Genomic DNA, 25,043 nt, shown 5'->3' with positions numbered 1-25,043 from the left:
GATCGCGTTGCGCTGCCCGGTCAGCTCCGACAGTTCAGCGAACAACGCCTCAAGACGCTCTCCCGGACGGGCATCCGGGCTGGTGGAGGTCGTGATCGAGGACATGCCACCAGCATCGCATCAGGGTCTGACAAAACCCGTTGGGCGGGTCAGCCCATCGTGGCCAACCGGGGCATCACCTCGTCGCCGAAGCGGCGGACGAACCCGGCCGGATCCGGATGTCCGGGCAGCGGGCCGACATGGATCAGGTCGATGCCCAGCGATGCGTAGCGCTCGACGGTGCGCAGGTACGCATCGAGGTCGGCGAACGGATCGTCGAACAGCCCGACGGTCTTGCGGATCTCCGCGGGATCACGCCCGATCGCGGCGCAGTGCTCACCGAGGACGGCGATCTTGTGCGCCAATCCGTCGGAGGCCAACACCGTGCCGTTACGGTTCCACACGTCGGCGTACCGCGCCGCCAGCCGCAGAGTCTTTTTCTCCCCACCGCCACCGATCACGATCGGCGGACGCCGCAGCGGCCGGGGCTCGCAGATGGTCTCGGCGAGCCGATAGTGCTTGCCCTCGAATGCGCCGTCATCGTCGCTCCACATCTGCAGGCAGATCTGCAGGGTCTCTTCCATCATCTCGAACCGGTCGCGCAGCGGCGGGAACGGCACCCCTAGCCCGGCGTGCTCGCGTTGATACCACGCGGTGCCCAGACCGAACATCGCCCGTCCCTGCGACAGCACATCCAAGGCAGCAACCGTTTTCGCCAGTACCCCGGGATAGCGGTAGGTCACGCCGGTGACCAGTGCCCCCAATGCGAGTCGCTGGGTCTGTCCTGCCACGAACCCCAGCGAGGTGTAGCACTCCAGGAACGGATCATCAGCAGGCCCGAGTTGTTCCATTTGGAAAAAATGGTCCTGCATCGTGAACATCGTCGCGCCGATCTCCTCGGCGGCCCGGGCGGTCGCCGCGAGCGAGGCGGCCATCCCCGCGGTATCGCCGCGCAGAAAGTCGACGAAGTGAATTCCCACATCCATCAGCGATGTCTCCCTGCCCGCGGCGCTGGCCCTGCATCGGGTCCGTGGCCATTCTACGAACCGCCGGCGGTCTGCCGACGTGCCGCGTGGGCAACGCCACAGCTCACGAACTCGCCGCCAGCCACGTCATACACCCTGGTGAGCGCCCCCGGGCGGACTCGAACCGCCGACCACGAGATTAGAAGTCACGTGCTCTATCCAGCTGAGCTACGGGGGCAATCGCGCAGGTCAGTGTAATCAACACCGTCGCACCTCGGGGGCATCGAGGCAGGGAGGCGATCCGGTGCGCCGCCGCCGACCCGGGACCGGCGTCGACAGGGTGGTCGCGGCGCGGCGAGGAGCACCCAATCGGCCAACGCGAGCGGCGTAACCCGACTAGCGTTATCGACACGGCAACGGCATGGATCGGAAGGGGTCGAGGGTGGCGGTGTATCGGACCGGCGGGGCGGGTGTGTGACGTGGGAAAGGATCTCAACGCCGCCGGCCTGCCCGTCGAATTGAGCGCTGTCGACTACTTACTGCACCGCGGCGAAGCCAACCCGCGGACACGGTCGGGCATCTTGAGTCTGGAGATCCTCGACACCACCCCGGACTGGGCACGGTTCCAGGCCACCTTCGAAGCGGCCTCCCGCAAGGCGTTGCGCCTCCGGGAGAAAGTGGTGGTGCCGACGTTGCCGACCGCGCCCGCCCGCTGGGTGGTCGACCCGGACTTCAACATCGACTACCACGTGCGACGGCTGCGGGTCGCCGAGCCGGGCACACTGCGTGAGCTTCTCGACTTGGCCGAGTTGATGTTGCAGGCGCCGATGGACACCTCCCGGCCGCTGTGGACGGCGACATTGGTCGAGGGACTCGCCGACGGGAAGGCGGCGGCCCTGCTGCACATGAGCCACGCGGTCACCGACGGCGTCGGCGGGATGGAGATGTTCGGTCAGCTCTACGATCTCGAACGCGACCCACCGGCGCGACGGGTCGCGCCCCTGCCGGTGCCCAAGGACCTGTCCCCGGAAGACCTCATGCGCGACGGGCTCAACCGGCTGCCGGGTTCGCTGCTCGGCGGCGTCCGCGAACTGGTCACCGGGTCGGCGCGGGCCGCGACACGGGTGGTGGGGGACCCGCTCGGCGCTGCCGCCGGCATCGTCGACTACGCCCGGTCCAGCCTGCGGATGATGCAGCAGGCCACCGAACCGTCACCGCTGCTGCGTCGCCGCAGCCTGTCCAGCCGTACCGAAACCCTCGACATCGACCTCGCGGACCTGCACCGGGCGGCCAAAGCGGCGCAGGGCTCGATCAACGACGCCTACCTGGCCGGGATGTGCGGTGCGCTACGGCGCTACCACGTCGCGCTCGGGGTGCCGATAGCGACACTGCCGATGGCGGTACCGGTCAACCTGCGCACCGGCACCGATCCCGCCGGGGGCAACCGGTTCACCGGCGTGAACCTGGCCGCACCGATCGGGGAGGCGGACCCGGCGACGCGGATCAGCAAGATCCGCGCCCAGATGACCCAGCGCCGTGAGGAACGGGCGCTCGGGCTCCTCGGCGTGATCGCCCCGCTGTTGAGCGTGCTTCCGACACCGGCGCTGGAGTCGCTGGAGGGATCGGTGATCGCCGCCGATGTGCAGGCCAGCAACATACCGATGTACCCGGGGGAGACCTACCTCGCCGGCGCGAAGGTGCTGTGCCAGTACGGGCTGGGGCCGTTGCCGGGCGTCGCGATGATGGCAGTATTGTTGTCGCGCAACGGTTTATGCACGATCAGCGTGCGCTATGACCGGGCGTCGATCACCGATGAGACGCTGTTCGCACGCTGCCTTCAGGAGGGATTCGACGAGGTGCTCGCACTGGCCGGCGATCCGGCACCTCGTTCGCGGCCCACGTCCTTCACCGCCTCGACCGGATCGGAGCGAGCATGACGACCCCACGGGATTTGCGGCTGCCAGGCTCGGTGGCCGAGGTCGCCGCCAGTCCGCCGGGCCCGAAGGTCGGCGCGTTCTTCGACCTGGACGGCACGCTGGTCGCCGGGTTCACCGGGGTGATCCTGACCCGCGAACGACTCCGTCACCGCGATATGGGTCTGGGTGAACTGGTCAGCACGATCGCCGCCGGGGTGAACCATCAACTGGGCCGCATCGAGTTCGAGGGGCTGATCAACACCGCCGCCGCCGCACTTGGCGGACGGCCGCTCAGCGACGTCACCGAAATCGGCGAACGGATGTTCACCCAGAAGATCGAGCCGCGGGTCTATCCGGAGATGCGGGAGTTGGTGCGCGCTCACCTCAACCGCGGCCACACCGTGGTACTCAGTTCTTCGGCCCTGACAATCCAGGTCGACCCGGTGGCCCGGTTTCTGGGCATCCCCAACACGTTGACCAACCGGTTCGAGACCGATGAGAACGGTGTGCTCACCGGCCGTGTGGTCGAACCGATCCTGTGGGGTCCGGGCAAAGCCGACGCGGTCCAACGGTTCGCGGCCGAGCACGACATCGACCTCAAGGACAGCTATTTCTACGCCGACGGCGATGAAGACGTGGCGCTGATGTACCTGGTCGGCAATCCGCGGCCCACCAACCCTGAGGGCAAGATGGCCGCGGTGGCCAAAAAGCGGGGTTGGCCGATCCTGCGATTCTCCAGTCGCAGCGGCATCGGGTTCACCGGTGCGGTACGCACCCTGGCCGGGGTCGGCTCCCTGGTGCCGATCGCCACCGGTGCGGTGTGGTGGGGACTGCTGACCGGCAGTCGCCGCCGCGGGGTGAACTTCTTCACCTCCAACTGGCAACGGTTGGTGCTGACAGCCGGTGGGGTCAGCCTCAACGTCCTCGGTGAGGAGAACCTCACCAAAAAGCGCCCGGCGGTGTTTATCTTCAACCACCGCAACCAGGTTGACCCACTGATCGCGGGCGCCTTGGTGCGCGACAACTACACCGGGGTGGGCAAGAAGGAGCTTGCCAACGATCCGGTGATCGGTGCGCTGGGGCGGGCGCTCGACGTCGCGTTCATCGACCGCGACGACAGCGCGGCGGCGGTGGAGGCACTGCACGAGGTCGAGGAACGCGCGCGCGACGGACTGTCGATCCTGATCGCACCGGAGGGGACCCGGCTGGACACCACCGCGGTGGGGCCGTTCAAAAAGGGAGCGTTCCGGATGGCGATGGCCACCGGGTTGCCGATCGTGCCGATCGTCATTCGCAACGCCGAGCAGGTCGCCTCCCGCGATTCGATCACCATGAATCCCGGCACCGTGGACGTCGCGGTCTTCCCGCCGATCTCGGTGGACGACTGGACGCTGACCAATCTCGATGACCGGATCGCGCGGGTGCGTCAACTGTATCTGGACACGATCGCCGACTGGCCGTCCGACGAACTTCCCGACGTCGACATCGGTGGACCCACCGCGCCGTCGGCCGCCAAACGTGCCGCCAAGAAATCACCGGCCAAGAAGTCACCGGCCAAGAAGGCGCCCGCCAAGCCCGGCGCGGCCAAGAAGACCGCCACCAAGTCCGGCGCCAAGAAGAGCGCCGCGACCCAGCGGAGCACGAAGAAATCCCCACCGAGATCCTCCGGCGAGCCCCCCGGTGGCCCGGCCGGCTCGGCGCGGCCGCGAGGCCGGCCATGAGCGCACCGCTGCCCAACCCGGCCGGGTTCACCACCGCCGACGACGCGTTGGTGCTCGCCTCGGTGACCTCCGAGGTGGAGGCGGACCTGATCGCCGAATGGCTGCGCCGTCAGCAGGCCAGCCATCCGGAGGCCCGTGTCGACGTGGTCACCCTGACCGGCGATGACGGCGAGTTCGGGCCCGGCGGTGACAACGCCGATATGGCTCGATTGGTCAACCAACTCGCCGCCGACGAGCAGCGCCCCGTCGTGCCGGTGCGGGTTTTTTGGATTCCGCGCGCCAACGCCTCGACCCTCAACCGGGTCGTGGCCTTGTTGCCGGGGCAGGACCCCTACCATCCCAGTGAGCGGGCCCAACGGCGGATCCTGCGCTCCGACGCGAGTCGCGCCCGCGTCGTCGCCGGCGAATCGGCGACGGTTGCCGAACTGCGTCAGCAGTGGCAGGAGACCACCGTCGGTGGCACCCCGCGCGACTTCGCGAATTTCGTGTATCGGCGCGCCGAATTGGCTTTGGAGCGAGCCGAATACCGCATCCTGGGACCGCAGTACAAGTCGCCGCGCCTGGTGACTCCGGAGATCCTGGCGTCAAGCCGGTTCCGCGCCGGGCTGGAGAAGATCCCCGGAGCCAGTCTCGACGAGGCCCGCAAGATGCTCGATGAGCTGTCGACCGGGTGGAGTCGGGTATCGGTCGACCTCGTCGGTGTGTTGACCAGGGCGCTCAGCCGGGGCTTCGACTCCGAAATCGACTATGACGAATACCAAGTGGCGGCATTGCGCGAGGCGCTGGAGACCCATCCGGCGGTGCTGCTGTTCTCGCACCGCTCCTACATCGACGGCGCGGTCATCCCGCTGGCGATGCAGGAGAACCGGCTGCCGCCGGTGCACGTGTTCGCCGGAGTCAACTTGTCATTCGGGGCGATGGGTCCGCTGCTGCGACGGTCCGGTGTCATCTTCATCCGCCGCAACATCGGCAACAACCCGCTGTACAAATACGTTCTGCGCCAATACGTCGGCTACGTGGTGGAGAAACGATTCAACCTGAGTTGGTCGATCGAGGGAACCCGGTCGCGGACCGGGAAGATGCTGCCACCCAAGCTGGGCCTGATGAGCTACGTCGCCGACGCATACCTCGACGGACGCAGCGACGATATTCTGTTGCAAGGAGTTTCGATCTCCTTCGACCAGCTACACGAGACCGACGAATACGCCGCATACGCGCGGGGAGCGGAGAAGACCCCCGAAGGGGTCAGCTGGCTGTACAACTTCATCAAGGCCCAGGGCGAGCGCAACTACGGCAAGATCTACGTCCGTTTCCCCGAAGCGGTGTCGATGCGCCAATACCTCGGACCGGCAGACGGCCCGATCGGGGCCGACCTCGACGCCAAACGGCTGGCGATGCACAAGATGGCCTTCGAGGTGGCCTGGCGGATCCAACGATGCACCCCGATCAACGCGACCGCGCTGGTCTCCGCGCTGCTGCTGACCACCCGAGGTCAGGCATTGACCCTGGGCCAACTGCACCACACCCTGCAGGACTCGCTGGATTACCTGGAACGCACCGACACCCCGATGACCAACAGCGCGTTGCGGTTGCGTAGCCGCGACGGGGTCCGCGCGGCCGTCGACGCGCTCTCCGGCGGGCACCCCATCACCCGCGTCGACGGCGGCTGGGAGCCGGTGTGGCGCATCGCCCCCGAGGACGAGCACGCCGCGGCGTTCTACCGCAATTCGGTGATCCACGCCTTCCTGGAGACCTGCATCGTGGAGTTGGCGCTGGCGCACGCCTGCGACGCCGACCCCGACGCCGGGGACCGGCTCACCGTGTTCTGGGACCAGGCGATGCGGGTACGCGACCTGTTGAAGTTCGAGTTCTACTTCGCCGACTCCGCGGCGTTTCGGGAACACGTCGCCGCCGAGATGGGATGGCAGGACGGCTGGGAGGACCGGGTGCGGGTCGGCGGTGACCAGGTCGAGGAGTTGCTGCGCGCCAAGCGGCCGCTGATGTCCAACGCCATGCTGCGGGTGTTCTTCGAGGCCTACGAGGTGGTCGCCGACGTGCTGCGCAACGCACCGACGGTCATCGACGCCGAGGAACTCACCACCCTCGCACTCGGGGTGGGACGCCAGTACATCGCCCAGGGGCGGGTGCGCAGCGCCGAACCGGTCTCGACGCTGCTGTTCGCCACCGCCTGTCAGGTGATGGGCGACCAGGGCCTGCTCGTCGGCGCCGACGAACAGGTTGACCCCGACGAGCTCAGCGAACGCCGGGTGGCGTTCCACCGTGAACTGCGCGGCATCCTGCGTGACATCGACCGTATCGAGCGGATCGCCCGGCAGCAGTTCATCGCCCGCGAAGCCCGGCGTCGGGCCGCCGCGGGTCACCAACCGCGCCCGTAGCGCCCGCTGCGGTGTGCGGGCCGAACCGGTGCGCGGCCTACCCTGGACGGGTGAGCGCCACCCGCACCTCAGCCCGTCCCCCCGTCGCCCCGCTGCTGCTCGGGGTCGCGGCGCTGGCCGGCGCGGTCGCCGCCGGGATCGGTGCCCTGTCGGTGGCCGCGGCGCTGACCGCGACCGGCCTGCCCGACCCAGGCACCGTCACCACCGTGGGGCTGCCGTTCGTGCGGGCGGCCGGTGAGGTGGCCGCCGCGGTGACCGTGGGGTCGTTCCTGCTGGCAGCGTTTCTGGTGCCGCCGCAGGCCAACGGGGTGCTCGACGCCGCCGGCTACCGGTCGCTGCGGATGGGCACCGTCGCCGCCGGCGTCTGGGCGGTGTGTGCGGCGTTGCTGGTGCCGTTGACGATCTCCGATGTCTCCGGTCGGCCGATCACCGAGCATCTCAACCCGGCGCAACTGTGGTCGGTGGCCGGTCTGGTCAACATCGCCTCGGCCTGGCGGTGGACGGCGATCCTCGCCGCGCTGCTCTGCCTGGCCAGCCTCGCGGTGCTGCGCTGGAACTGGACCCCGGCGCTGTTGGCGGGCTCGCTGATCACCCTGCTGCCGCTGGGGCTGACCGGGCACTCCGCCGCCGGCGGCTCCCACGACCTGGCCACCAACAGCCTGATCATCCATCTGCTGGCCGGTGCACTGTGGGCCGGTGGGCTGCTGGCGCTGCTGGTGCACGCGCTGCGCGGCGGTGAGCACGCCGATTTGGCCGCCCGACGGTTCTCCGCGGTGGCGCTGTGGTGCTTCGTCGCGATGGGACTCAGTGGTGTGGTCAACGCCGGGGTGCGGGTGCTGCCGTCGGACCTGCTCACCACCGACTACGGCCGGCTGGTGCTCGCCAAGGTGGCGGCGCTGGTGGCGCTGGGTTTCCTCGGCTGGCGACAGCGCCGCAGCGGGGTGGCCGCCCTGCAGGCCGACCCCGGCGCGCGCGGCGCACTGATCCGGCTGGCGTTGATCGAAGCCGTCATCTTCGGTGCCACGTTCGGCATCGCGGTCGGTCTGGGACGCACCCCGCCGCCCCCACCGCCGATCCTGAACCCGTCGATACCCGAGGTGCTGATCGGCTACGACTTCGCCGGGCCCCCCACGGTGGCCCGCATCCTGTTCGACTGGCGGTTCGACCTGGTGTTCGGCACCGCTTCGATCGTGTTCGCGGCGGTGTACCTGGTCGCGGTGAGGCGGTTGCGCCGCCGCGGCGACAGTTGGCCGCCGGGGCGCACCACCGCGTGGCTGCTGGGGTGTTTTTTCCTGCTGTTCGCGACGTCGTCGGGCCTGGGCCGCTACATGCCGGCGATGTTCAGCGTGCACATGGGCGCGCACATGCTGATGTCGATGCTGATCCCGATCCTGCTGGTGCTCGGCGCTCCGACGACCCTGGCGTTGCGGGCGCTGCCGGCCGCCGGACGCGGCCAACCGCCGGGGCCGCGGGAATGGCTGCTGGCCGGGCTGCACAGCAAGGTGTCGATCTTCTTCACCAACCCGATCGTCGCCGCGATCGTCTTCGTCGTCGGCTTCTACGGGCTGTACTTCGGCAGCCTCTTCGACGCGGTGGTGTCCAACCACGCCGGGCACGTCGCGATGAACCTGCACTTCCTGGCCAGCGGCTACCTGTTCTACTGGGTGGTGATCGGGGTCGATCCCACGCCGCGGCCGGTGTCGCACCTGACCAAACTGGTCGTGGTGTTCGCCTCACTGCCGATGCACGCCTTCTTCGGTGTGCTGCTGATGGGACGCCACACGGTCATCGGGGAGGCGTTCTACACCGCCCTGGGGCTGCCGTGGAACACCGACCTGCTCGCTGACCAGAGGTTGGGCGGGGGGATGGCGTGGGCGGCCGGCGAGCTGCCGTTGGTGATCGTGATGGTGGCGCTGCTCGCGCAGTGGCACCGCAGCGACGACCGCGCCGCCAAACGCATGGACCGCGCCGCCGACCGCGACGACGACGCCGAGCTGACCGCCTACAACGCGATGCTCGCCGAGTTGGCCCGCCGCGACGGCGGCGGCTGATCGGCGGGCGCGCCACCACGGTCCACAGTCGCCGGTTCATCCCCACCGTCTGTCGACTCACGTGCCCGGTGACGGCGCGGTGTCGGTGTCGCGGCGCTCAATGGGGTCACCCACCCGCATCGAGCCCAGGAGACACCTAATGTTCGAAACCCCGTTGACCGTGGTCGGCACCATCGTCGCCGACCTGCGCCGCCGCAACGCCGGCGACCAGGAAGTCATCAGCTTCCGGCTGGCCAGCAATTCCCGTCGGCGCACCCCGACCGGCGAGTGGGAGCCGGGCAACTCGCTGTTTCTCACCGTCAACTGCTGGGGCCGGCTGGTCACCGGGGTGGGCGCCACTCTGAGCCGCGGCGCGCCGGTGATCGCCGTCGGCCACGTCTACACCAGCGAGTACGACGACAAAGACGGCGTGCGCCGCTCCTCGCTGGAGATGCGTGCCACTGCCGTCGGCCTGGACCTGTCGCGGGCGATCGCGCGGATCGAGAAACCCGGCTACACCGGGGCCGCCGCGACCGGCGAACCGGCGCCGACCAGCGCCGCGCCGGCGCACACCGACGACGAAACCCCCGCCGAGGGCGACGGGCTGCCCATCAGCGCGTAGCGTCGCAGCTGCGCGCCGATCAGCGACGCCCACCGGCGACCCCACCGAGGGAGGCCCCGGGGTGAACCGGGGGCCACCTAGGATGGTGCGCGAGTACCCACCCCGCACGACCAGGAGGCAACACCGCGGCATGGCCGAATACATCTACACGATGAAGAAGGTCCGCAAGGCCCATGGCGACAAAGTCATCCTCGATGACGTCACCCTGAGCTTTCTGCCCGGCGCGAAGATCGGCGTGGTCGGCCCCAACGGGGCGGGGAAATCCAGCGTGCTGCGCATCATGGCGGGCCTGGACACCCCCAACAACGGTGAGGCGTTCCTGGCCAACGACGCCACCGTCGGCATCCTGCTGCAGGAGCCGCCGCTGAACGAGGAGAAGACCGTCCGCGGCAACGTCGAGGAGGGCCTCGGCGAGATCAAGGTCAAACTCGACCGGTTCAACGAGGTCGCCGAGTTGATGGCCACCGACTACACCGACGAGCTGATGGAGGAGATGGGCCGGCTGCAAGAGGAGCTCGACCACGCCAACGCGTGGGACATCGACTCCCAGCTCGAGCAGGCGATGGACGCCCTGCGCTGCCCGCCGCCGGAGGAGCCGGTGACCAAACTCTCCGGCGGGGAGCGCCGCCGGGTGGCGCTGTGCAAGCTGCTGCTGTCCAAACCGGATCTGCTGCTGCTCGACGAGCCCACCAACCACCTCGACGCCGAGAGTGTGCAGTGGCTCGAGCAGCACCTGGCCGCCTACGAAGGGGCGATCCTGGCGGTCACCCACGACCGGTACTTCCTGGACAACGTCGCCGAGTGGATCCTGGAGCTCGACCGCGGCCGCGCCTACCCGTATGAGGGCAACTACTCCACCTACCTGGAGAAGAAGGCCGAACGGCTCGCCGTGCAGGGCCGCAAGGACGCCAAACTGCACCGGCGGCTGCAGGAGGAGCTGGCCTGGGTGCGCTCCGGCGCCAAGGCCCGGCAGGCCAAGAACAAGGCCCGGCTGCAACGCTACGAAGAGATGGCCGCCGAGGCCGAGAAGACGCGCAAGCTGGACTTCGAGGAGATCCAGATCCCGGTCGGGCCGCGGCTGGGCAACGTCGTGGTCGAGGTGGAACACCTCGACAAGGGTTTCGGCGGACGCACCCTGATCAAGGACCTGTCGTTCACCCTGCCCCGCAACGGCATCGTCGGGGTGATCGGCCCCAACGGGGTCGGCAAGACCACGCTGTTCAAAACGATCGTCGGGCTCGAAGAACCCGACAGTGGCACCGTCAAGGTGGGGGAGACGGTCAAACTCTCCTACGTCGACCAGACCCGCGCCGGGATCGACCCGAAGAAGACGGTCTGGGAGGTCGTCTCCGAGGGACTCGACCACATCGTGGTGGGCCAGACCGAGGTGCCCTCGCGGGCGTATGTGTCGGCGTTCGGGTTCAAGGGCCCCGACCAGCAGAAACCGGCCGGTGTGCTCTCCGGTGGGGAACGCAACCGGCTCAACCTGGCGCTCACCCTCAAACAGGGCGGCAACCTGATCCTGCTCGACGAGCCCACCAACGACCTCGACGTCGAAACCCTCGGCTCGTTGGAGAACGCCTTGGACAAGTTCCCCGGCTGCGCGGTGGTCATCTCCCACGACCGCTGGTTTTTGGACCGCACCTGCACCCACATCCTGGCGTGGGAAGGCGACGCCGACAACGAAGCCAAATGGTTCTGGTTCGAGGGCAATTTCGGCGCGTACGAGGCCAACAAGATCGAACGTCTCGGTGAGGAAGCGGCGCGTCCGCACAGAGTGACCCACAGGCGGCTCACCCGCGATTAGAGTTGACTGCGTGACGGCGCCGAGTCGGCGCCGGGACAGGAGCAGTCGGCGTGCAGGACGATCCCGAAACCCGAAATGTCTGCAGCCTGAACGCTGATACCCGTCTCACCCGAGACGACGACATCCCGGACTGGATCACCGCCGCCTACACCGAGACCTATCGCGGTCCGCACACCGAAACCCCCGAACGCAACCACCCCGAGCGTCGCTGGGCGGGTCGCACCGTCAGCGCGGCGATGGTGGCTGCGCACTGCCGGCTCGGGCGACAGCGCCGCCCCGACGACATCCGCGTGGCGGTCTACGCCGCTGATGACCCGGTCGGATTCGGGCCGGCGCTGCAGGTGGTGACCAGTCACGGCACCATGCTGATGGATTCGGTTGCGGTGCTGTTGCATCGGCTCGGGGTGGGCTACAGCGGGATCATGAACCCGGTGTTCCGGGCGCGCCGCGACGCCGACGGGACGCTGCTGAGCATCGAAAAGCCCGCCCCGACCGCCGATGCCCCCTCCGGCGAGGACGAAACCTGGATCCACGTCCAACTCGTCCCCGACGTCGACGTGCGGGTGCTCACCGAAGCCGAGCACCTTCTGCCGGCGGTGCTGGCCGACGTGCGCCAGGTCAGCCTCGACTCCACCGCGATGACCGCCGCCCTCGAAGGGCTGGCGGTCAGCGTCGACACCGATTCGGCGGGTCGGTTCAGCGCCCCGGACCGCCACGACGTGGCGGCCCTGCTGCGCTGGCTGCTCGACGGCCACTTCATCGTGCTGGGCTATCAGCACGGGCTCGTCGACGGCGGGCGGGTGGCCGTCGACGCCGACAGTCGCCTCGGGGTGCTGCGGTTGCGTCAAGCCACCCGCACCCGGTTGGACCCCGATGGGGCGCTGCTGGCGTTGGCCCAGGCCACCGTGCCCAGTTATCTGCGGTTCGGCGCCTATCCCTACATCGTCGTGATCCGTGAGAGCGGCCCCGAACAGCTGATCGAGCACCGGTTCATCGGGCTGTTCACGGTGGCCGCGATGAACGCCAACGTGCTGGAGATCCCGGTGCTGGCGGGCAACGTGCGCCGTGCGTTGGAACTGTCCGAACGCGACCCGAGCCACCCGGGGCAGTTGCTGCTCGACATTTTGCAGACCGTCCCGCGCTCGGAACTGTTCGCGATGAACGCCGAGCAGTTGTTGACGATGGCGATGGCCGTGGTCGACCTGGGTACGCGGCGGCGAGTGCTGCTGTTCGCGCGCGCCGACCAGCGGGGACGTTTCGTGTCGTGCCTGGTCTATCTGCCGCGCGACCGCTACACCACCGCAGTCAGGCTGGCCATGCAGGACATCCTGGTGCGTGAATTCGGCGGCACCAGTCTGGAATACACCGCGCGGGTCAGTGAAGCCCCCTGGGCCCTGGTGCATTTCGTGGTGCGGCTGCCGGTCGGAGACTCGCCGTCCGCGGTGGACACGTCCGAGGCCAACCGGGCGCGCATCCAGGCTCTGCTCACCGAAACCGCCCGCACCTGGGCGGACCGGTTGCTGGCCGCCGCCGCGGAGGCGGGACTGCCGACGCCGGTCGCCGAGCACTATGCGGGCGCCTTTCCCGAGGTCTACAAACAGGCCATCGACCCCGAGGCGGCGATTGCGAACATCGCGGTCGTGGAGGAACTCGACGTCGATTCGGTCACCCTGATCGTCGGTGAGGACGACGACGGTTCTCCGCAACTCACCTGGTATCTGGGCGGGCACGGGGCCTCGCTGAGTGAACTGCTGCCGATGTTGCAGTCGATGGGCGTGGTGGTCTTCGAGGAACAACCGTTCACCGTCACCCGCGCGGACGGTCTGGTGGTCTGGATCTACCAGTTCAAATTCGAGCCGCACCCGACCATCGACCGCGCCCCGGACGGTCCGCAGCGCGAGATCGTCGCCACGCGGTTCGCCGATGCTGTCACCGCGATCTGGCGGGGCCGCGCCGAAGCCGACCGGTTCAACGAACTGGTTTTGCGCGCCGGGCTGACCTGGCAACAGGTCGCGGTGCTCAGAGCTTACGCGCGCTATCTGCGCCAGGCGCGCTTCCCTTACAGCCAGAGCCACATTGCCGCGGTCCTCAACGAAAACTCCGGCACCGCAGCCTCATTGGTGGCTTTGTTCGAAGCGTTGTTCGACCCGGAGGCCGGCCGGGTCGGTCGCGACGCCCACGCGGCAGCCGCAGCCGTCGCCGCTGATATCGATGCGCTGGTCAGTCTCGACACCGACCGGGTGTTGCGGGCGTTCGCCTCGCTGATCCAGGGAACGTTGCGCACCAACTACTTCGTCGACCGCTCCCACTCGGCGCGGGCCCACGATGTCCTGGCGTTCAAACTCGACGCACCCGGAATCGACGAACTGCCGCTGCCGCGGCCCAAATTCGAGATCTTCGTGTACTCCCCGCGCGTCGAAGGGGTGCACCTGCGGTTCGGCTACGTCGCGCGCGGCGGACTGCGCTGGTCGGACCGGCGAGAGGATTTCCGCACCGAGGTGCTCGGGCTGGTCAAGGCGCAGGCGGTGAAGAACGCGGTGATCGTGCCGGTGGGCGCCAAGGGTGGGTTCGTCGTCAAACAACCCCCCGCCCCCACCGGCGAGGCCGCCACCGACCGCGACGCCACCCGCGCCGAGGGAGTGGCCTGCTACCGGCTGTTCATCTCCGGGTTGTTGGACCTGACCGACAACATCGATCATGCGACCGGCGTGACCCACCCGCCAACGCAGGTGGTGCGCCGCGACACCGACGACGCCTATCTGGTGGTCGCCGCCGACAAGGGCACCGCCAGTTTCTCCGATATCGCCAACGAGGTCGCCGCGTCCTACGGGTTCTGGCTCGGTGACGCCTTCGCATCCGGCGGATCGGTCGGCTACGACCACAAGGAGATGGGCATCACCGCCCGCGGCGCCTGGGAGAGCGTCAAACGGCATTTTCGGGAGATGGGTATCGACACCCAGTCGCAGGACTTCACCGTCGTCGGCATCGGTGACATGAGCGGCGACGTGTTCGGCAACGGCATGCTGTGCTCACCCCACATCCGGCTGGTCGCCGCCTTCGACCACCGGCACATCTTCTTGGATCCCGACCCCGATCCGCGGCGCAGCTTCGTCGAACGTCAGCGGATGTTCGCTCTGCCCCGGTCGAGTTGGGACGACTACGACACCGCGCTGATCAGCACCGGCGGCGGAGTGTACGCCCGCGGTCAGAAGTCCATTCCCGTCACCGAGGAGGTGCGCGCGCTACTCGGGCTCGGTGACGAGGTGAGCGCGCTGTCGCCACCGCAACTGATCCGCGCGATCCTGCGCGCCCCGGTGGATCTGCTCTACAACGGCGGCATCGGCACCTACATCAAATCCGAGCGTGAATCCGATGCCGACGTCGGTGACCGCGCCAACGATGCCGTTCGTGTCAACGGAAATCAGGTGCGGGCCAAGGTGATCGGTGAAGGCGGCAACCTCGGGGTCACCCCGCTGGGCCGCATCGAATACGACCTAGCCGGAGGGCGGATCAATTCCGACGCTCTGGACAACTCGGCCGGGGTCGACTGCTCCGATCACGAGGTCAACATCAAGATCCTCATCGAGGCGGTGGTCACTGCCGGCGAGGTCGACAGCGCCGAACGCGCCGAGCTGCTGGCGTCGATGACCGACGAGGTCGCCGAACTGGTCCTCGCCGACAACGCCGCGCAGAACGACCTGATGGGCACCAGCCGCGCCAATGCGGCCAGTCTGCTGCCGGTGCACGCCCAGCAGATCCGCTCCCTGGTGGCCGATCACGGCCTCAACCGGGAGCTGGAGGCGCTGCCTTCGGACAAGGAGATCCGCCGTCGGCGCGATATGGGACTGGGGTTGACCTCGCCGGAACTGGCGACGCTGATGGCGCACGTCAAATTGGCGCTCAAAGCCGAACTGCTGGACACCGACGTGCCCGATCAGGACGTCTTCGCCGCCCGGCTGCCGCATTATTTCCCCGCGCCGCTTCGGAAGCGGTTCCCGCAGGCGATCCGCGCCCACCAACTGCGCCGCGAGATCGTGACCACGATGACCGTCAACGACCTCATCGACACCTGTGGCATCGCCTACGCCTACCGGCTCACCATCGACGTCGGCGCGTCGATGGTCGACGCCGCGCGCGCCTATGCGGCCACCGACGCGATCTTCGGCGTCGGCCGGCTGTGGCGGCGCATCCGCGCCGCGAGCACCGAGCAGAACATCCCGGTCGCGGTCTCCGACCGCATGACCCTGGATCTGCGCCGTCTCATCGACCGGTCCAGCCGTTGGCTGCTCAACAACCGGCCCCAGCCGCTGGCGGTCGGCGCCGAGATCAACCGGTTCGCCCAGAAGGTGTACATGCTCAGTCCGCGGATGGAGGAGTGGCTGCGCGGCGACGACGCGGCGATCGTCGCCCAACACGTCGGCGAGTACACCGCCGAGGGGGTGCCGGCCGATCTCGCCCGCGACATCGCGATCGGCCTGTACCGCTACAGCCTGCTCGACGTCATCGACGTCGCCGACATCGTCGAGCGTGACCCCGTCGAGGTCGCCGACACCTACTTCGCGTTGATGGACCGCCTCGGCACCGACGGTCTGCTCACCGCGGTGGCCGGTCTGCCCCGTGACGACCGGTGGCGCTCCCTGGCCCGCCTCGCCCTGCGCGACGACATCTATAGTTCGTTGAAGTCTCTGTGCATCGACGTGCTGGCGGTCGGCGAGCCCGACGAGGACGGCACCACCAAGATCGAGGAGTGGGAACACATCAACGGTTCACGGGTGCGGCGGGCCCAGCGCACGCTGGCGGAGATCACCGAGTCCTACAGCTCGGAGGACCTGGATCTGGCGGCGCTGTCGGTGGCCGCACGCCAGATCCGGTCGATGACCCAGGCGGCGCGGCGGGGAACGGCCGGATGAGCGGCGAGACCTTCGTGACGCCGGTCCATGTGCGGTGGTCGGACATCGACATGTACCAGCACGTCAACCACGCCACCATGGTGACGCTGCTCGAAGAGGCGCGGATCCCGTTCCTCACCCCGGTGTTCGGTGCGGAGATCATCACCACCGGGCTGCTCATCGCCGACGTGCGCATCTCCTACAAGGGCCAACTGCGCCTCACCGATTCGCCGCTGCAGGTGAGCATCTGGGTGTCGCGGCTGCGTGCGGTCGATTTCAACCTGGCCTACGAGGTCCGTTCGGTGTCCGCAGCCGGCGACTCACGCCCCGCGGTGATCGCCGAAACCCAGTTGGCCGCCTTCGATATCGAGGAGCAGCGCCTGGTGCGGCTGTCCGCCGAGCACCGCGAGTACCTGGGCCGCTTCGTGCGCTGAACGCCGGCCGGACCCCACCGAAAAACTGATACCGCCGGCCACCCGTTCCACCGCCCGGATCACCTCATCCAGAACGCAGTTGCCGGCGGCAACGACTGGCCGGTCAGCGGTCCGCTGGCACAGATCGCCGCGCCGTCCGGCAATGCCACCGGATGCTCGCCGGCGTTGAGGACGCACACCACGTCGCCGCAGCGGAAGCTCAGCACGGTTTCGGGTGAGGGCAACCAGGTCAGCTCCGCAGCCGGGGGACGCTCGGCGCGCAATGCCAGCGCCCGCCGATACAACTCCACCAGCGAATCGGGGTCGCCCTCCTGGTGCTGCACGGTCAGCTCCGCCCAGTCATCCGGCATCGGCAACCAGGTGCGGGCGGTGGTGGAGAACCCGTACGGGGCAGCATCACCGGACCAGGGCAGCGGCACCCGGGCGCCGTCGCGGCCCCGCTCGGTGTGCCCGGAGCGCTCCCACACCGGATCCTGCAACGCCGCGTCGGGCAACGCGACCTCCGGCAGGCCCAGTTCCTCGCCGTTGTAGACGAAAACCACTCCCGGCAGCGCCAACGTCACCAGCGCCGCCGCGGCGGCGCGGGCACGTCCCAGTTCGCCACCGCCGTACCGGGTCACGGTGCGCACCACGTCGTGGTTGGCCAGCGTCCAGGTCGGCGGCGCGCCGGCCAGTGCCGCCGCCGCCAGCGAGTTCTCGATGGCGTCGCGCAGGGAGGCGGCGTCGAAGGCGGCCTGCACCAGTCGGAAGTTGAACCCCAGATGCAGCTCGTCGGGGCGCAGGTAGGCGGCGAACGCGGCGTTGTCGTGCACCCACACCTCGCCGATGGTGACCGCGTCGGGGTAGTCGTCGACCACGGCGCGGATGGCCCGGTGGATCGCGTGCACGCCGGGCTGGTTGAACCGCGGGTCGTCGTCGCGGTGAGCGAGCAGCGCGATGTCGGTGGTGGGCATGTCCGGCAGCCCTTCGGGTTTGGCCATCCCGTGGGCGACGTCGATACGGAACCCGTCGACGCCACGATCCAGCCAGAACCGCAGGGTGCGGGTGAGGTCGGCGAGCACGTCGGGATGCGACCAGTCCAAATCGGGCTGTTCGGGGGCGAACAGGTGCAGATACCACTGGCCGGGCCGACCGTCGGCCTCGGTGACCCGGGTCCATGCCGGCCCGCCGAACACCGACACCCAATTGTTGGGCGGGTGCTCGCCGTGGCGGCCGCGCCCGTCCCGGAAGAAGTACCGGTCACGCGCCGGGTCGCCGGGGGCTGCGGCCAGCGCCGCGACGAACCACGGATGCGCGGCGCTGGTGTGGTTGGGCACCAGGTCCATGACCACCCGGATGCCCCGGTCGCCGGCGGCGGCCAGCAGCCGGTCCAGTGCGGCCAGCCCCCCGAACAGCGGATCCACCGCCCGCGGATCGGCCACGTCGTAGCCGTGGTCGACCATCGGGGAGACCATGACGGGGTTCAACCAGAGCGCATCCACCCCCAGGCCCACCAGATAGTCCAGGTGCGCCACGACACCGTCGAGGTCGCCGACCCCGTCGCCGTCGCTGTCGGCGAAGGAACGCGGATAGAGCTGGTAGAAGACCGCGTTGTGCCACCAGCGCGGATCCGCTCCCATCAGAACGGCGAGTTCACCAATGCGTGCGCCGCCATGTCCAGATACTCCAGCAGCTCGCGGCGGTGCTCATCGTCGAGGGTCGCGCTGTCGATCTCGTCGATCGCGACCCGCATGCAGCGCAGCCACGCGTCCCGCTCGTCGGGGCCGATCCGGTAGGGCACGTGGCGCATCCGCAGCCGGGGGTGACCGCGCTGCTCGGAGTAGGTGCGCGGCCCACCCCAGTACTGCTCGAGGAACATCCGCAGCCGGTCCTCGGCCCCGTCCATGTCGTCCTCGGGGTACAGCGGCCGCAGCAGGTCATCCTCGGCGACGAGCTGGTAAAACCGCGCGACCAGGGTGTGGAAGGTGTCGGCTCCGCCGACGGCGTCGTAAAACGTCTGCTGCGCGGAAGTCATCGCCTCCATTGTGCACGGGGGCGACCCCGCCCCGGATTGGGTAGCCGGCACGCGCGGAAATCGGGTGCGCACGGCGCCGAATCATGGTGAACTGTTGCGCGGAGGATTCATGGCGCAGCACACGAACCGCCGCGGCCACCGCAGTTCGGGTGCCGCACCGAGCCGGCCGGCGACCACCGGCGTCGCTCTGCGCAGCGTGCCTGCCCCCGTCGGGGCGACGCCGGCGTGGGGGCGCCGGCGGGTGCTGCTGCTCAACGCCTCCTACGAACCGTTGACCGCGCTGCCGATGCGGCGGGCGATCGTCATGCTGGTCTGCGGCAAAGCCGACACCGTGCACGAGGACACCTCCGGCGCGTCGAGCGGGCTGGTCATCCATTCGGAGACGCTCGCGGTGCAGGTGCCGTCGGTGATCCGGCTGCGCCACTTCGTGCGGGTGCCCTACCGGGCGCGGGTGCCGATGACCCGGTCGGCGTTGATGCACCGCGACCGGTTCTGCTGCGCCTACTGCGGCGGCCGTGCCGACACCGTCGACCATGTGGTGCCCCGCAGCCGCGGCGGGGTGCACGACTGGGAGAACTGCGTGGCGTGTTGCTCGGCGTGTAACCGCCGCAAAGCCGACCGGCTGCTGGCCGAGCTGGGATGGACGCTGCGGAACCCGCCGACCACCCCGACCGGCCAGCACTGGCGACTGCTGGCCGCGATTACCGATCTGGACCCGAGTTGGAGCCGGTATCTGGGGGAGGGCGCGGCCTGACAGCGCCCGACGGCGCCGACACGGGCTGTTTCCCCGACCTGCTGCACCCGGTGACAGCCGGTGGGATACGGTTTGCACCGTGAGCATGGCAGAGATCCACCTCTATTTCGTGGGCATCCCACTGGGGCTGACGCTGCTGTTGTCCCTGTGGATCTGGTCCCACAAGGGCGCACACGCGCCGACCTACCAGATGTCGGAGCCGTGGACGCATCCGCCGGTACTGTGGGCGGCCACCGACGAGGCCGCCCGGATGTCCGCCCACGGGCACGACAGCGCCGAGTTCAGTGTGGGAGGTGGCGCAAGTGGCAAGTGGTGACGTCGCGACGATCGATCCCGCCAGCCTGCCGGCCGGTTCGGTGATCACCAGCAGCGGGCGGGTCTCCGGAATCACCGAGCCCGGTGCGCTGTCGGTGGACTACCCGTTCCCGATCAAAGACCTGGTACGCCTCGACGACGCCTTGACCTACGGGTCGCGGGGCGCGCAGGCCGTGTTCGCGGTCTACATCGGTGAGCTGGGATCGGACACCGCGGCCCGCGCCCGGGAGATCCTCGGATCGGTGCCCACCCCGAACAACGCCGTGCTGGTGGCGGTCTCCCCGGACCAGCGTGCGGTCGAGGTCGCCTACGGCGCCGACCTGCGCGGGCGCGGCGCCGAATCAGCCGCCCCGCTCGGTGTCGCAGCCGGTGCGGCCGCCTTCGCCGAGGGCAACCTGATCGACGGACTGATCAGCGCGGTGCGGGTGATCAGCGCCGCGATCTCCCCGGGCTGACCCGCGGCGCCGGCTCCAGAGAACCGGTGCGTGACACCCCCGGGATGAGCGCGTCGGCGTTGCACCAGAAATGGTTGGCCAACGCCCGGCGCCAGCGCGTCGATCCCGCGGTGATCGACGCGCTGATCGATCGCCGTCGGATCGGCCCCGGCAGCTTCGTCGTGCTGGCGTCGATGATCGAGCTCGCCGATCCGCACGGCGCGTCCTACTTCCTGCTGCCGGCCGACACCACCGCGGTTCAGGCGCGCGCGGCGGTGCTGGCGACCTATCTGCTCAACGCCGGCACCGGCTACGGCGCCCGCGGCGGCCACACCGATTTCGCCCCCGCCGGGTACTCGGTGGGGGAGCTGGCCCGCATCGCCGACCGCCAGTGGGCCAACCGGTGGAGCTATCGAGCGGTGCGTCCGGTGCTGGCCTCCGCCGGGGCCCTGGCCACCACCCCCAACGGCATCCTGATGGGCCTGGCCGGCAGCAGGATGCACACCCGGTTCGCCCGCCGCGGCGGCACCACCTACGGGGACCTGTTCATGGCCAATCTGGATCATCGGCTCGGCGCGGAGTGGCAGCTGCGGACGATCATCGAATCCGGCCGGATGTGGTACCGCGGTGACGGCGCCCCGGTGCGCGGCGGGCTGGATCTGGACCGGGTCCTGCACCATGAGGAGCGGCACTGCCGGCAGTGGGCGCGGCTGGGACCGGTGCGCATGGCCGCCGGCTATCTCGGCGCCGAGGCCCGGGCCCGGTGCAGCGGCGGGGTGAACCGGTTCGAGGTCGAGGCGGGGCTCTCCGACGGCGGCTATCGCTGAGCGCGGTTACGTCGCGTCGGCCGCGCGGGCGCGCAACGCGCGCTGCACCCCGGCTTGTCCCTCGGTGACCAAGCGGCGCAACGCCGGCGGCACCTGCGGGTCGGCCAGAAACTCCTCGGCCGCCGCGACGGCCTCGACGCTGATGTCCCAGCTCGGGTACAACCCGATCACGACGGTCTGGGCCACCTCACTGGAGCGCCGCTGCCACACCCCGCCGATGTCGGCGAAGTAGCGGGCGGTCAACGGCGTGAGCAACTCGGCCTGACCGGGCTGCACGATGCCCGCGATGATCGACCGACCGGTGATGTTGGCCAGCGTGTCATCCTCGATGACCCGCTGCCAGGCCTGCTCTTTGACCGCCGCCTGTGGGCGTGCCGCGGCGGCCTGCGCCGCGGCACGCCGGCCGGCGGCCGTGGCGTCCCGGTCGGCCTCCGCGTCGATCTCGGCGGTGTCGACCCGGCCGCAGCGGGCCAGCGCGGTCAGGATCCGCCAGCGCAGGTCGGCATCGACGGTCAACCCGGGCAGGCCCTGCCCGGACGGATCGGCGTCGAGCAGCGCGGCGAGCACCTCGGTGTGCGCCTCGGACAGCACCGAGGCGCACAGCGCGTTGACGAACGCCAACTGGTGGTCCGAGCCCGCCTCGGCGGCACGGGCCAACTCCAGCAACCGGTCGGCGAAGGCCGGCCAGCCCTGCGCCGCCGCCCACTCCGGGTCGGCGTAGGAACCCAGCGCGGTCTGGGCCTGCATCAGCAACCGCTGCGCCACCCCCACCTCGCTCTCGGCGGCGATGCCCCGGGACACCAGGGCCACGAAGTCGCGGGCCTTCAGTTCGGCTTCCCGGGTCATCTCCCAGGCCGCCGACCACACCAGCGTGCGCGGCAGCGGCTCGGCGATGTCGGCGATGCGATCCAGCGCGGTCGCCAGCGAGTCGGCGTCCAGCCGCAGCGAACAGTAGGTCAGGTCATCGTCGTTGACCAGGATCAACGCGCCCCGCGGCACACCGACCAGGGCGGGCACCTCGGTGCTGGTTCCCTCGATGTCGAGTTCCTCGCGGTGGGTGCGCACCAGCCGACCGGTGTCGTCCTCGTCGTAGATCCCGACCGCCAACCGGTGCACCCGGGTCTCCCCGGCGCCCGGTGTCGCACCGGACTGGTCGATGGCGAACCGCGTGAACCTGCCGTCGGCGTCGACGTCGAAATCCGGCCGCAGCGTGTTGATGCCGGTGGTTTTGAGCCACTGCGCACCCCAGTCGGACAGGTCGCGTCCGGAGGCGCGCTCCAGCGCGGCGAGCAGATCATCGAAGGTGGCGTTGGCGAAGGCGTGCTTGGCGAAGTAGTCGCGCAACCCGGCGAGGAAATGCTCCAACCCGACGTAGGCGACCAGCTGTTTGAGCACCGAGGCGCCTTTGGCGTAGGTGATGCCGTCGAAGTTGACCTCCACCGCGGCCAGGTCCGGGATGTCAGCGGCGATCGGATGCGTCGAGGGCAGCTGGTCCTGGCGGTACGCCCACGACTTCTCCACGTTGGCGAACGTCGTCCACGCCTGGGTGTACTCGGTGGCCTCGGCCTGGGAGAGCACCGCGGCGAACGTGGCGAACGACTCGTTGAGCCACAGGTCATCCCACCAGCGCATGGTGACCAGATCGCCGAACCACATGTGCGCCATCTCGTGCAGCAGCGTCTCGGCGCGCCGCTCGTAGGAGGCCCGGGTCACCTTGGACCGGAAGACGTAGTCCTCCAAGAAGGTGACCGCACCGACGTTCTCCATCGCCCCGGCGTTGAACTCCGGGACGAACAACTGGTCGTATTTGCCGAAGGCGTACGGGATGCCGAAGTTGCGGTGGTAGAAGCCGAAGCCCTGTTTGGTCTCGGTGAACAACCGCTCGGCGTCCATGTGCTCGGCCAGTGAGGCCCGGCAGAACAACCCCAGCGGGATCTCGCCGTGCTCGTCGCGGTAGACGTCGTCCCAGCGCGCGTAGGGACCGGCGATCAGCGCCACCAGGTAGGTGCTCATGCGCTGCGTGGTGGCGAACGTGTGCACCCCGTCGCGCACCGCGGCGGTGGCGCCGTTGGACACCACCTCCCAGTGTTCGGGGGCGGTGACGGTGACCGCGAAGGTGGCCTTGAGGTCCGGCTGGTCGAAACAGGCGAACATCCTTTTGGCGTCGGCGGTTTCGAACTGCGAATACAGGTAGACCTCGTCATCGACCGGGTCGACGAACCGGTGCAAACCCTCACCGGTGTTGGAGTAGCTGCAGTCGGCGTCGACCTCCACGGTGTTGTGGTCGGCCAGCCCGCGCAGCGGGATACCGGTGGATTCGTCGTAGCCGCTGATGTCGATCTCGACACCGTTGAGGGTGGCGCGGTGAACCCGGTCGGCGGCAAGGTCGAGCACGGTGTCCGCGCCGGCCAGCGCCTCGAAAATCACCGTGGTGGTGGAACGAAACGTGCGCTCGCCGGGCCGGCCGGCGCCGTCGGTGAGGTCGAGGGCGATCTGGTAGCTGTCGACGGTGACCAGCGCGGCCCGCTCGGCGGCCTGATCACGGGTGAGGTTGGGAAGTGCCACGATCACTCACCCTAGCGGGGCGCGAGGGGAGCGCCGATGACTCGCCGGGCCGGATTGCTGCTGAGATCGACGCTCCAGTGGACACACCTCCCCGTTTTTTGCGGGTGTATGTCCGCTGGGGCATCGATCTCAGTTGTCATCGGCGGCGCGCGCCCGGCGGCGGTTACGGTTGTGGTGTCTGACGTGACGAGAACCCCATGGTTGAGGAGACCCCGGTGAAATCGAGAGCCGACTTCTGGTTTGACCCGCTGTGCCCGTGGTGCTGGATCACCTCACGGTGGATCCTCGAGGTGGAGAAGGTCCGCGACATCGAGGTGCACTTCCACGTGATGAGCCTGGCGGTGCTCAACGAGGGCCGCGACGATCTCTCCGAGGAGTACCGGGAGGGGCTGGCGAAGGCGCTCGGGCCGGTGCGGGTGGCGATCGCCGCCGAACAGCAACGCGGCGCGGAGATCCTCGCCCCCCTCTACACCGCGATGGGCACCCGCATCCACAACGAGAACAACAAGGACCTGCCGGCGGTCATCGCCGCCGCCCTTGACGAGGTGGGCCTGCCCGCGGAGCTGGCCGACGCGGCCACCTCCGAGAGCTACGACGAGGCGCTGCGCGCCAGCCACCACGCCGGCATGGATCCGGTCGGTACCGATGTCGGCACCCCCACGATCCACGTCAACGGGGTGGCGTTCTTCGGCCCGGTGCTCTCGCGCATCCCGCGCGGCGAGCAAGCCGGTGCCCTGTGGGACGCCTCGGTGACCTTCGCGTCTTATCCCCACTTTTTCGAACTGAAGCGGACCCGCACCGAGGGGCCCGAGTTCGACTGACACAATGACCGGCATGCGTGTCTACCTCGGCGCTGACCACGCCGGTTACGAACTCAAGCAGCAGATCATCGAGCACCTCACCGGCGCCGGGCACGAGCCGGTCGACTGCGGGGCGTTCGACTACGACGCCGACGACGACTACCCGGCGTTCTGCATCGCCGCGGCGACGCGCACCGTGGCCGACCGGGGCAGCTTGGGCATCGTGCTCGGCGGGTCGGGCAACGGCGAGCAGATCGCGGCCAACAAGGTCCCCGGGGCGCGCTGCGCACTGGCGTGGAGCGTGGAGACCGCCCAACTGGCCCGTGAACACAACAACGCCCAGCTGATCGGCATCGGCGGACGGATGCACACCGTGAGCGAGGCGTTGGCCATCGTCGACGCCTTCCTGGCGACACCGTGGTCGGAGGCCGACCGCCACCAACGGCGTATCGACATCCTCGCCGACTACGAGCGCACCCACACCGCACCGCCGGTGCCCGGCACCCCCGGATAGC

18 protein-coding genes and 1 tRNA gene are annotated in these 25,043 nt (G+C 69.0%); 14 read left to right on the top strand and 5 right to left on the bottom strand.

Annotated features, from left to right (window positions below):
• Window positions 1-149 precede the first annotated feature (149 nt).
• Both B8W67_RS15250 and B8W67_RS15245 read right to left on the bottom strand, forming a co-directional pair.
• Window positions 150-1,025, bottom strand: a complete 876-nt coding sequence (locus B8W67_RS15250) for an LLM class F420-dependent oxidoreductase (RefSeq protein ID WP_085304812.1) — start codon at window positions 1,023-1,025, stop codon at window positions 150-152.
• Between the two features lie 143 nt (window positions 1,026-1,168).
• A tRNA-Arg gene (locus tag B8W67_RS15245) sits at window positions 1,169-1,242 on the bottom strand.
• Between the two features lie 241 nt (window positions 1,243-1,483).
• Here B8W67_RS15245 and B8W67_RS15240 point away from each other — a divergent pair.
• The 8 genes from B8W67_RS15240 (at window position 1,484) to B8W67_RS15205 (ending at window position 16,819) form a co-directional block, all read left to right on the top strand.
• On the top strand, window positions 1,484-2,941 hold the full coding sequence (locus tag B8W67_RS15240; RefSeq protein WP_069393443.1) for a wax ester/triacylglycerol synthase family O-acyltransferase: 1,458 nt from the start codon (window positions 1,484-1,486) through the stop codon (window positions 2,939-2,941).
• Window positions 2,938-4,641: an HAD-IB family hydrolase/lysophospholipid acyltransferase family protein gene (locus tag B8W67_RS15235; RefSeq protein ID WP_084229011.1), complete on the top strand. Its 1,704-nt coding sequence runs from the start codon at window positions 2,938-2,940 to the stop codon at window positions 4,639-4,641. The genes B8W67_RS15240 and B8W67_RS15235 overlap by 4 nt, the downstream gene beginning before the upstream one ends.
• Complete coding sequence (locus B8W67_RS15230; protein WP_085304810.1) at window positions 4,638-7,037, top strand: glycerol-3-phosphate 1-O-acyltransferase; 2,400 nt, start codon at window positions 4,638-4,640, stop codon at window positions 7,035-7,037. Before B8W67_RS15235 ends, B8W67_RS15230 begins: the two co-directional genes overlap by 4 nt.
• A gap of 50 nt (window positions 7,038-7,087) precedes the next feature.
• The gene (locus B8W67_RS15225; RefSeq protein ID WP_069393441.1) at window positions 7,088-9,088 is read left to right on the top strand and encodes a bifunctional copper resistance protein CopD/cytochrome c oxidase assembly protein; all 2,001 of its coding nucleotides are present in this window, start codon (window positions 7,088-7,090) and stop codon (window positions 9,086-9,088) included.
• Between the two features lie 139 nt (window positions 9,089-9,227).
• Window positions 9,228-9,689 carry a single-stranded DNA-binding protein gene (locus tag B8W67_RS15220; protein WP_085304808.1) on the top strand — a complete coding sequence of 154 codons (462 nt, stop codon included), beginning with the start codon at window positions 9,228-9,230 and terminating at the stop codon, window positions 9,687-9,689.
• Window positions 9,690-9,819: 130 nt separating this feature from the next.
• Window positions 9,820-11,496 (top strand): energy-dependent translational throttle protein EttA, encoded by a 1,677-nt coding sequence (gene ettA, locus B8W67_RS15215; RefSeq protein ID WP_069393439.1) that lies wholly within the window; start codon window positions 9,820-9,822, stop codon window positions 11,494-11,496.
• A 50-nt stretch (window positions 11,497-11,546) separates the two neighbouring features.
• On the top strand, window positions 11,547-16,406 hold the full coding sequence (locus B8W67_RS15210; RefSeq protein WP_372507477.1) for an NAD-glutamate dehydrogenase: 4,860 nt from the start codon (window positions 11,547-11,549) through the stop codon (window positions 16,404-16,406).
• On the top strand, window positions 16,403-16,819 hold the full coding sequence (locus B8W67_RS15205) for an acyl-CoA thioesterase (protein WP_069393438.1): 417 nt from the start codon (window positions 16,403-16,405) through the stop codon (window positions 16,817-16,819). Before B8W67_RS15210 ends, B8W67_RS15205 begins: the two co-directional genes overlap by 4 nt.
• Before the next feature lie 59 nt (window positions 16,820-16,878).
• Here the strand turns inward: B8W67_RS15205 and B8W67_RS15200 are convergent, their stop codons facing one another.
• Together B8W67_RS15200 and B8W67_RS15195 are read right to left on the bottom strand one after the other, a co-directional pair.
• Window positions 16,879-18,438: a glycoside hydrolase family 13 protein gene (locus tag B8W67_RS15200; protein ID WP_085304806.1), complete on the bottom strand. Its 1,560-nt coding sequence runs from the start codon at window positions 18,436-18,438 to the stop codon at window positions 16,879-16,881.
• Complete coding sequence (locus B8W67_RS15195) at window positions 18,438-18,842, bottom strand: globin (RefSeq protein ID WP_069393436.1); 405 nt, start codon at window positions 18,840-18,842, stop codon at window positions 18,438-18,440. The genes B8W67_RS15200 and B8W67_RS15195 overlap by 1 nt, the downstream gene beginning before the upstream one ends.
• 100 nt (window positions 18,843-18,942) lie before the next feature.
• Here B8W67_RS15195 and B8W67_RS15190 point away from each other — a divergent pair, with 100 nt between their 5' ends.
• The 4 genes from B8W67_RS15190 (at window position 18,943) to B8W67_RS15175 (ending at window position 21,163) form a co-directional block, all read left to right on the top strand.
• Complete coding sequence (locus tag B8W67_RS15190) at window positions 18,943-19,587, top strand: HNH endonuclease (RefSeq protein ID WP_085304804.1); 645 nt, start codon at window positions 18,943-18,945, stop codon at window positions 19,585-19,587.
• Window positions 19,588-19,672: 85 nt separating this feature from the next.
• On the top strand, window positions 19,673-19,903 hold the full coding sequence (gene ctaJ, locus B8W67_RS15185) for an aa3-type cytochrome oxidase subunit CtaJ (protein WP_069393434.1): 231 nt from the start codon (window positions 19,673-19,675) through the stop codon (window positions 19,901-19,903).
• Window positions 19,890-20,357 carry a DUF5130 family protein gene (locus B8W67_RS15180; RefSeq protein ID WP_069393433.1) on the top strand — a complete coding sequence of 156 codons (468 nt, stop codon included), beginning with the start codon at window positions 19,890-19,892 and terminating at the stop codon, window positions 20,355-20,357. Before ctaJ ends, B8W67_RS15180 begins: the two co-directional genes overlap by 14 nt.
• 26 nt (window positions 20,358-20,383) lie before the next feature.
• Entirely contained in the window at window positions 20,384-21,163 is a 780-nt protein-coding gene (locus B8W67_RS15175; protein WP_234806778.1) for a hypothetical protein, read from the top strand.
• Window positions 21,164-21,169: 6 nt separating this feature from the next.
• Here B8W67_RS15175 and pepN read toward each other — a convergent pair whose 3' ends face one another.
• Window positions 21,170-23,728, bottom strand: a complete 2,559-nt coding sequence (gene pepN, locus B8W67_RS15170; protein WP_085304817.1) for an aminopeptidase N — start codon at window positions 23,726-23,728, stop codon at window positions 21,170-21,172.
• 197 nt (window positions 23,729-23,925) lie between these two features.
• Between pepN and B8W67_RS15165 the strand changes: the two genes are divergently transcribed.
• Window positions 23,926-24,549: a mycothiol-dependent nitroreductase Rv2466c family protein gene (locus B8W67_RS15165; protein ID WP_069393431.1), complete on the top strand. Its 624-nt coding sequence runs from the start codon at window positions 23,926-23,928 to the stop codon at window positions 24,547-24,549.
• Between the two features lie 13 nt (window positions 24,550-24,562).
• Window positions 24,563-25,042, top strand: a complete 480-nt coding sequence (locus B8W67_RS15160; protein WP_085304815.1) for a ribose-5-phosphate isomerase — start codon at window positions 24,563-24,565, stop codon at window positions 25,040-25,042.
• The last annotated feature ends 1 nt before the right edge of the window (window position 25,043 follow it).

It is taken from the genome of Mycolicibacillus koreensis, from assembly GCF_002104795.1.
In the GTDB taxonomy this organism is placed as follows: Bacteria; Actinomycetota; Actinomycetes; order Mycobacteriales; family Mycobacteriaceae; genus Mycobacterium; species Mycobacterium koreense.
Note: the sequence above shows the minus strand (reverse complement) of the source record. Positions and strands in the feature narration are given on the sequence as shown.

Excerpts from the sequence above, each read along its gene's own strand:
- B8W67_RS15230 (WP_085304810.1), top strand. The coding sequence starts at position 4,638 with ATGAGCGCACCGCTGCCCAACCCGGCCGGGTTCACCACCGCCGACGAC.
- B8W67_RS15200 (WP_085304806.1), bottom strand. The coding sequence starts at position 18,438 with ATGGGAGCGGATCCGCGCTGGTGGCACAACGCGGTCTTCTACCAGCTC.
- B8W67_RS15250 (WP_085304812.1), bottom strand. The coding sequence starts at position 1,025 with ATGGATGTGGGAATTCACTTCGTCGACTTTCTGCGCGGCGATACCGCG.
- B8W67_RS15195 (WP_069393436.1), bottom strand. The coding sequence starts at position 18,842 with ATGGAGGCGATGACTTCCGCGCAGCAGACGTTTTACGACGCCGTCGGC.
- B8W67_RS15160 (WP_085304815.1), top strand. The coding sequence starts at position 24,563 with ATGCGTGTCTACCTCGGCGCTGACCACGCCGGTTACGAACTCAAGCAG.
- B8W67_RS15235 (WP_084229011.1), top strand. The coding sequence starts at position 2,938 with ATGACGACCCCACGGGATTTGCGGCTGCCAGGCTCGGTGGCCGAGGTC.
- B8W67_RS15205 (WP_069393438.1), top strand. The coding sequence starts at position 16,403 with ATGAGCGGCGAGACCTTCGTGACGCCGGTCCATGTGCGGTGGTCGGAC.
- ettA (WP_069393439.1), top strand. The coding sequence starts at position 9,820 with ATGGCCGAATACATCTACACGATGAAGAAGGTCCGCAAGGCCCATGGC.
- B8W67_RS15220 (WP_085304808.1), top strand. The coding sequence starts at position 9,228 with ATGTTCGAAACCCCGTTGACCGTGGTCGGCACCATCGTCGCCGACCTG.
- ctaJ (WP_069393434.1), top strand. The coding sequence starts at position 19,673 with ATGGCAGAGATCCACCTCTATTTCGTGGGCATCCCACTGGGGCTGACG.
- B8W67_RS15165 (WP_069393431.1), top strand. The coding sequence starts at position 23,926 with ATGGTTGAGGAGACCCCGGTGAAATCGAGAGCCGACTTCTGGTTTGAC.
- B8W67_RS15190 (WP_085304804.1), top strand. The coding sequence starts at position 18,943 with ATGGCGCAGCACACGAACCGCCGCGGCCACCGCAGTTCGGGTGCCGCA.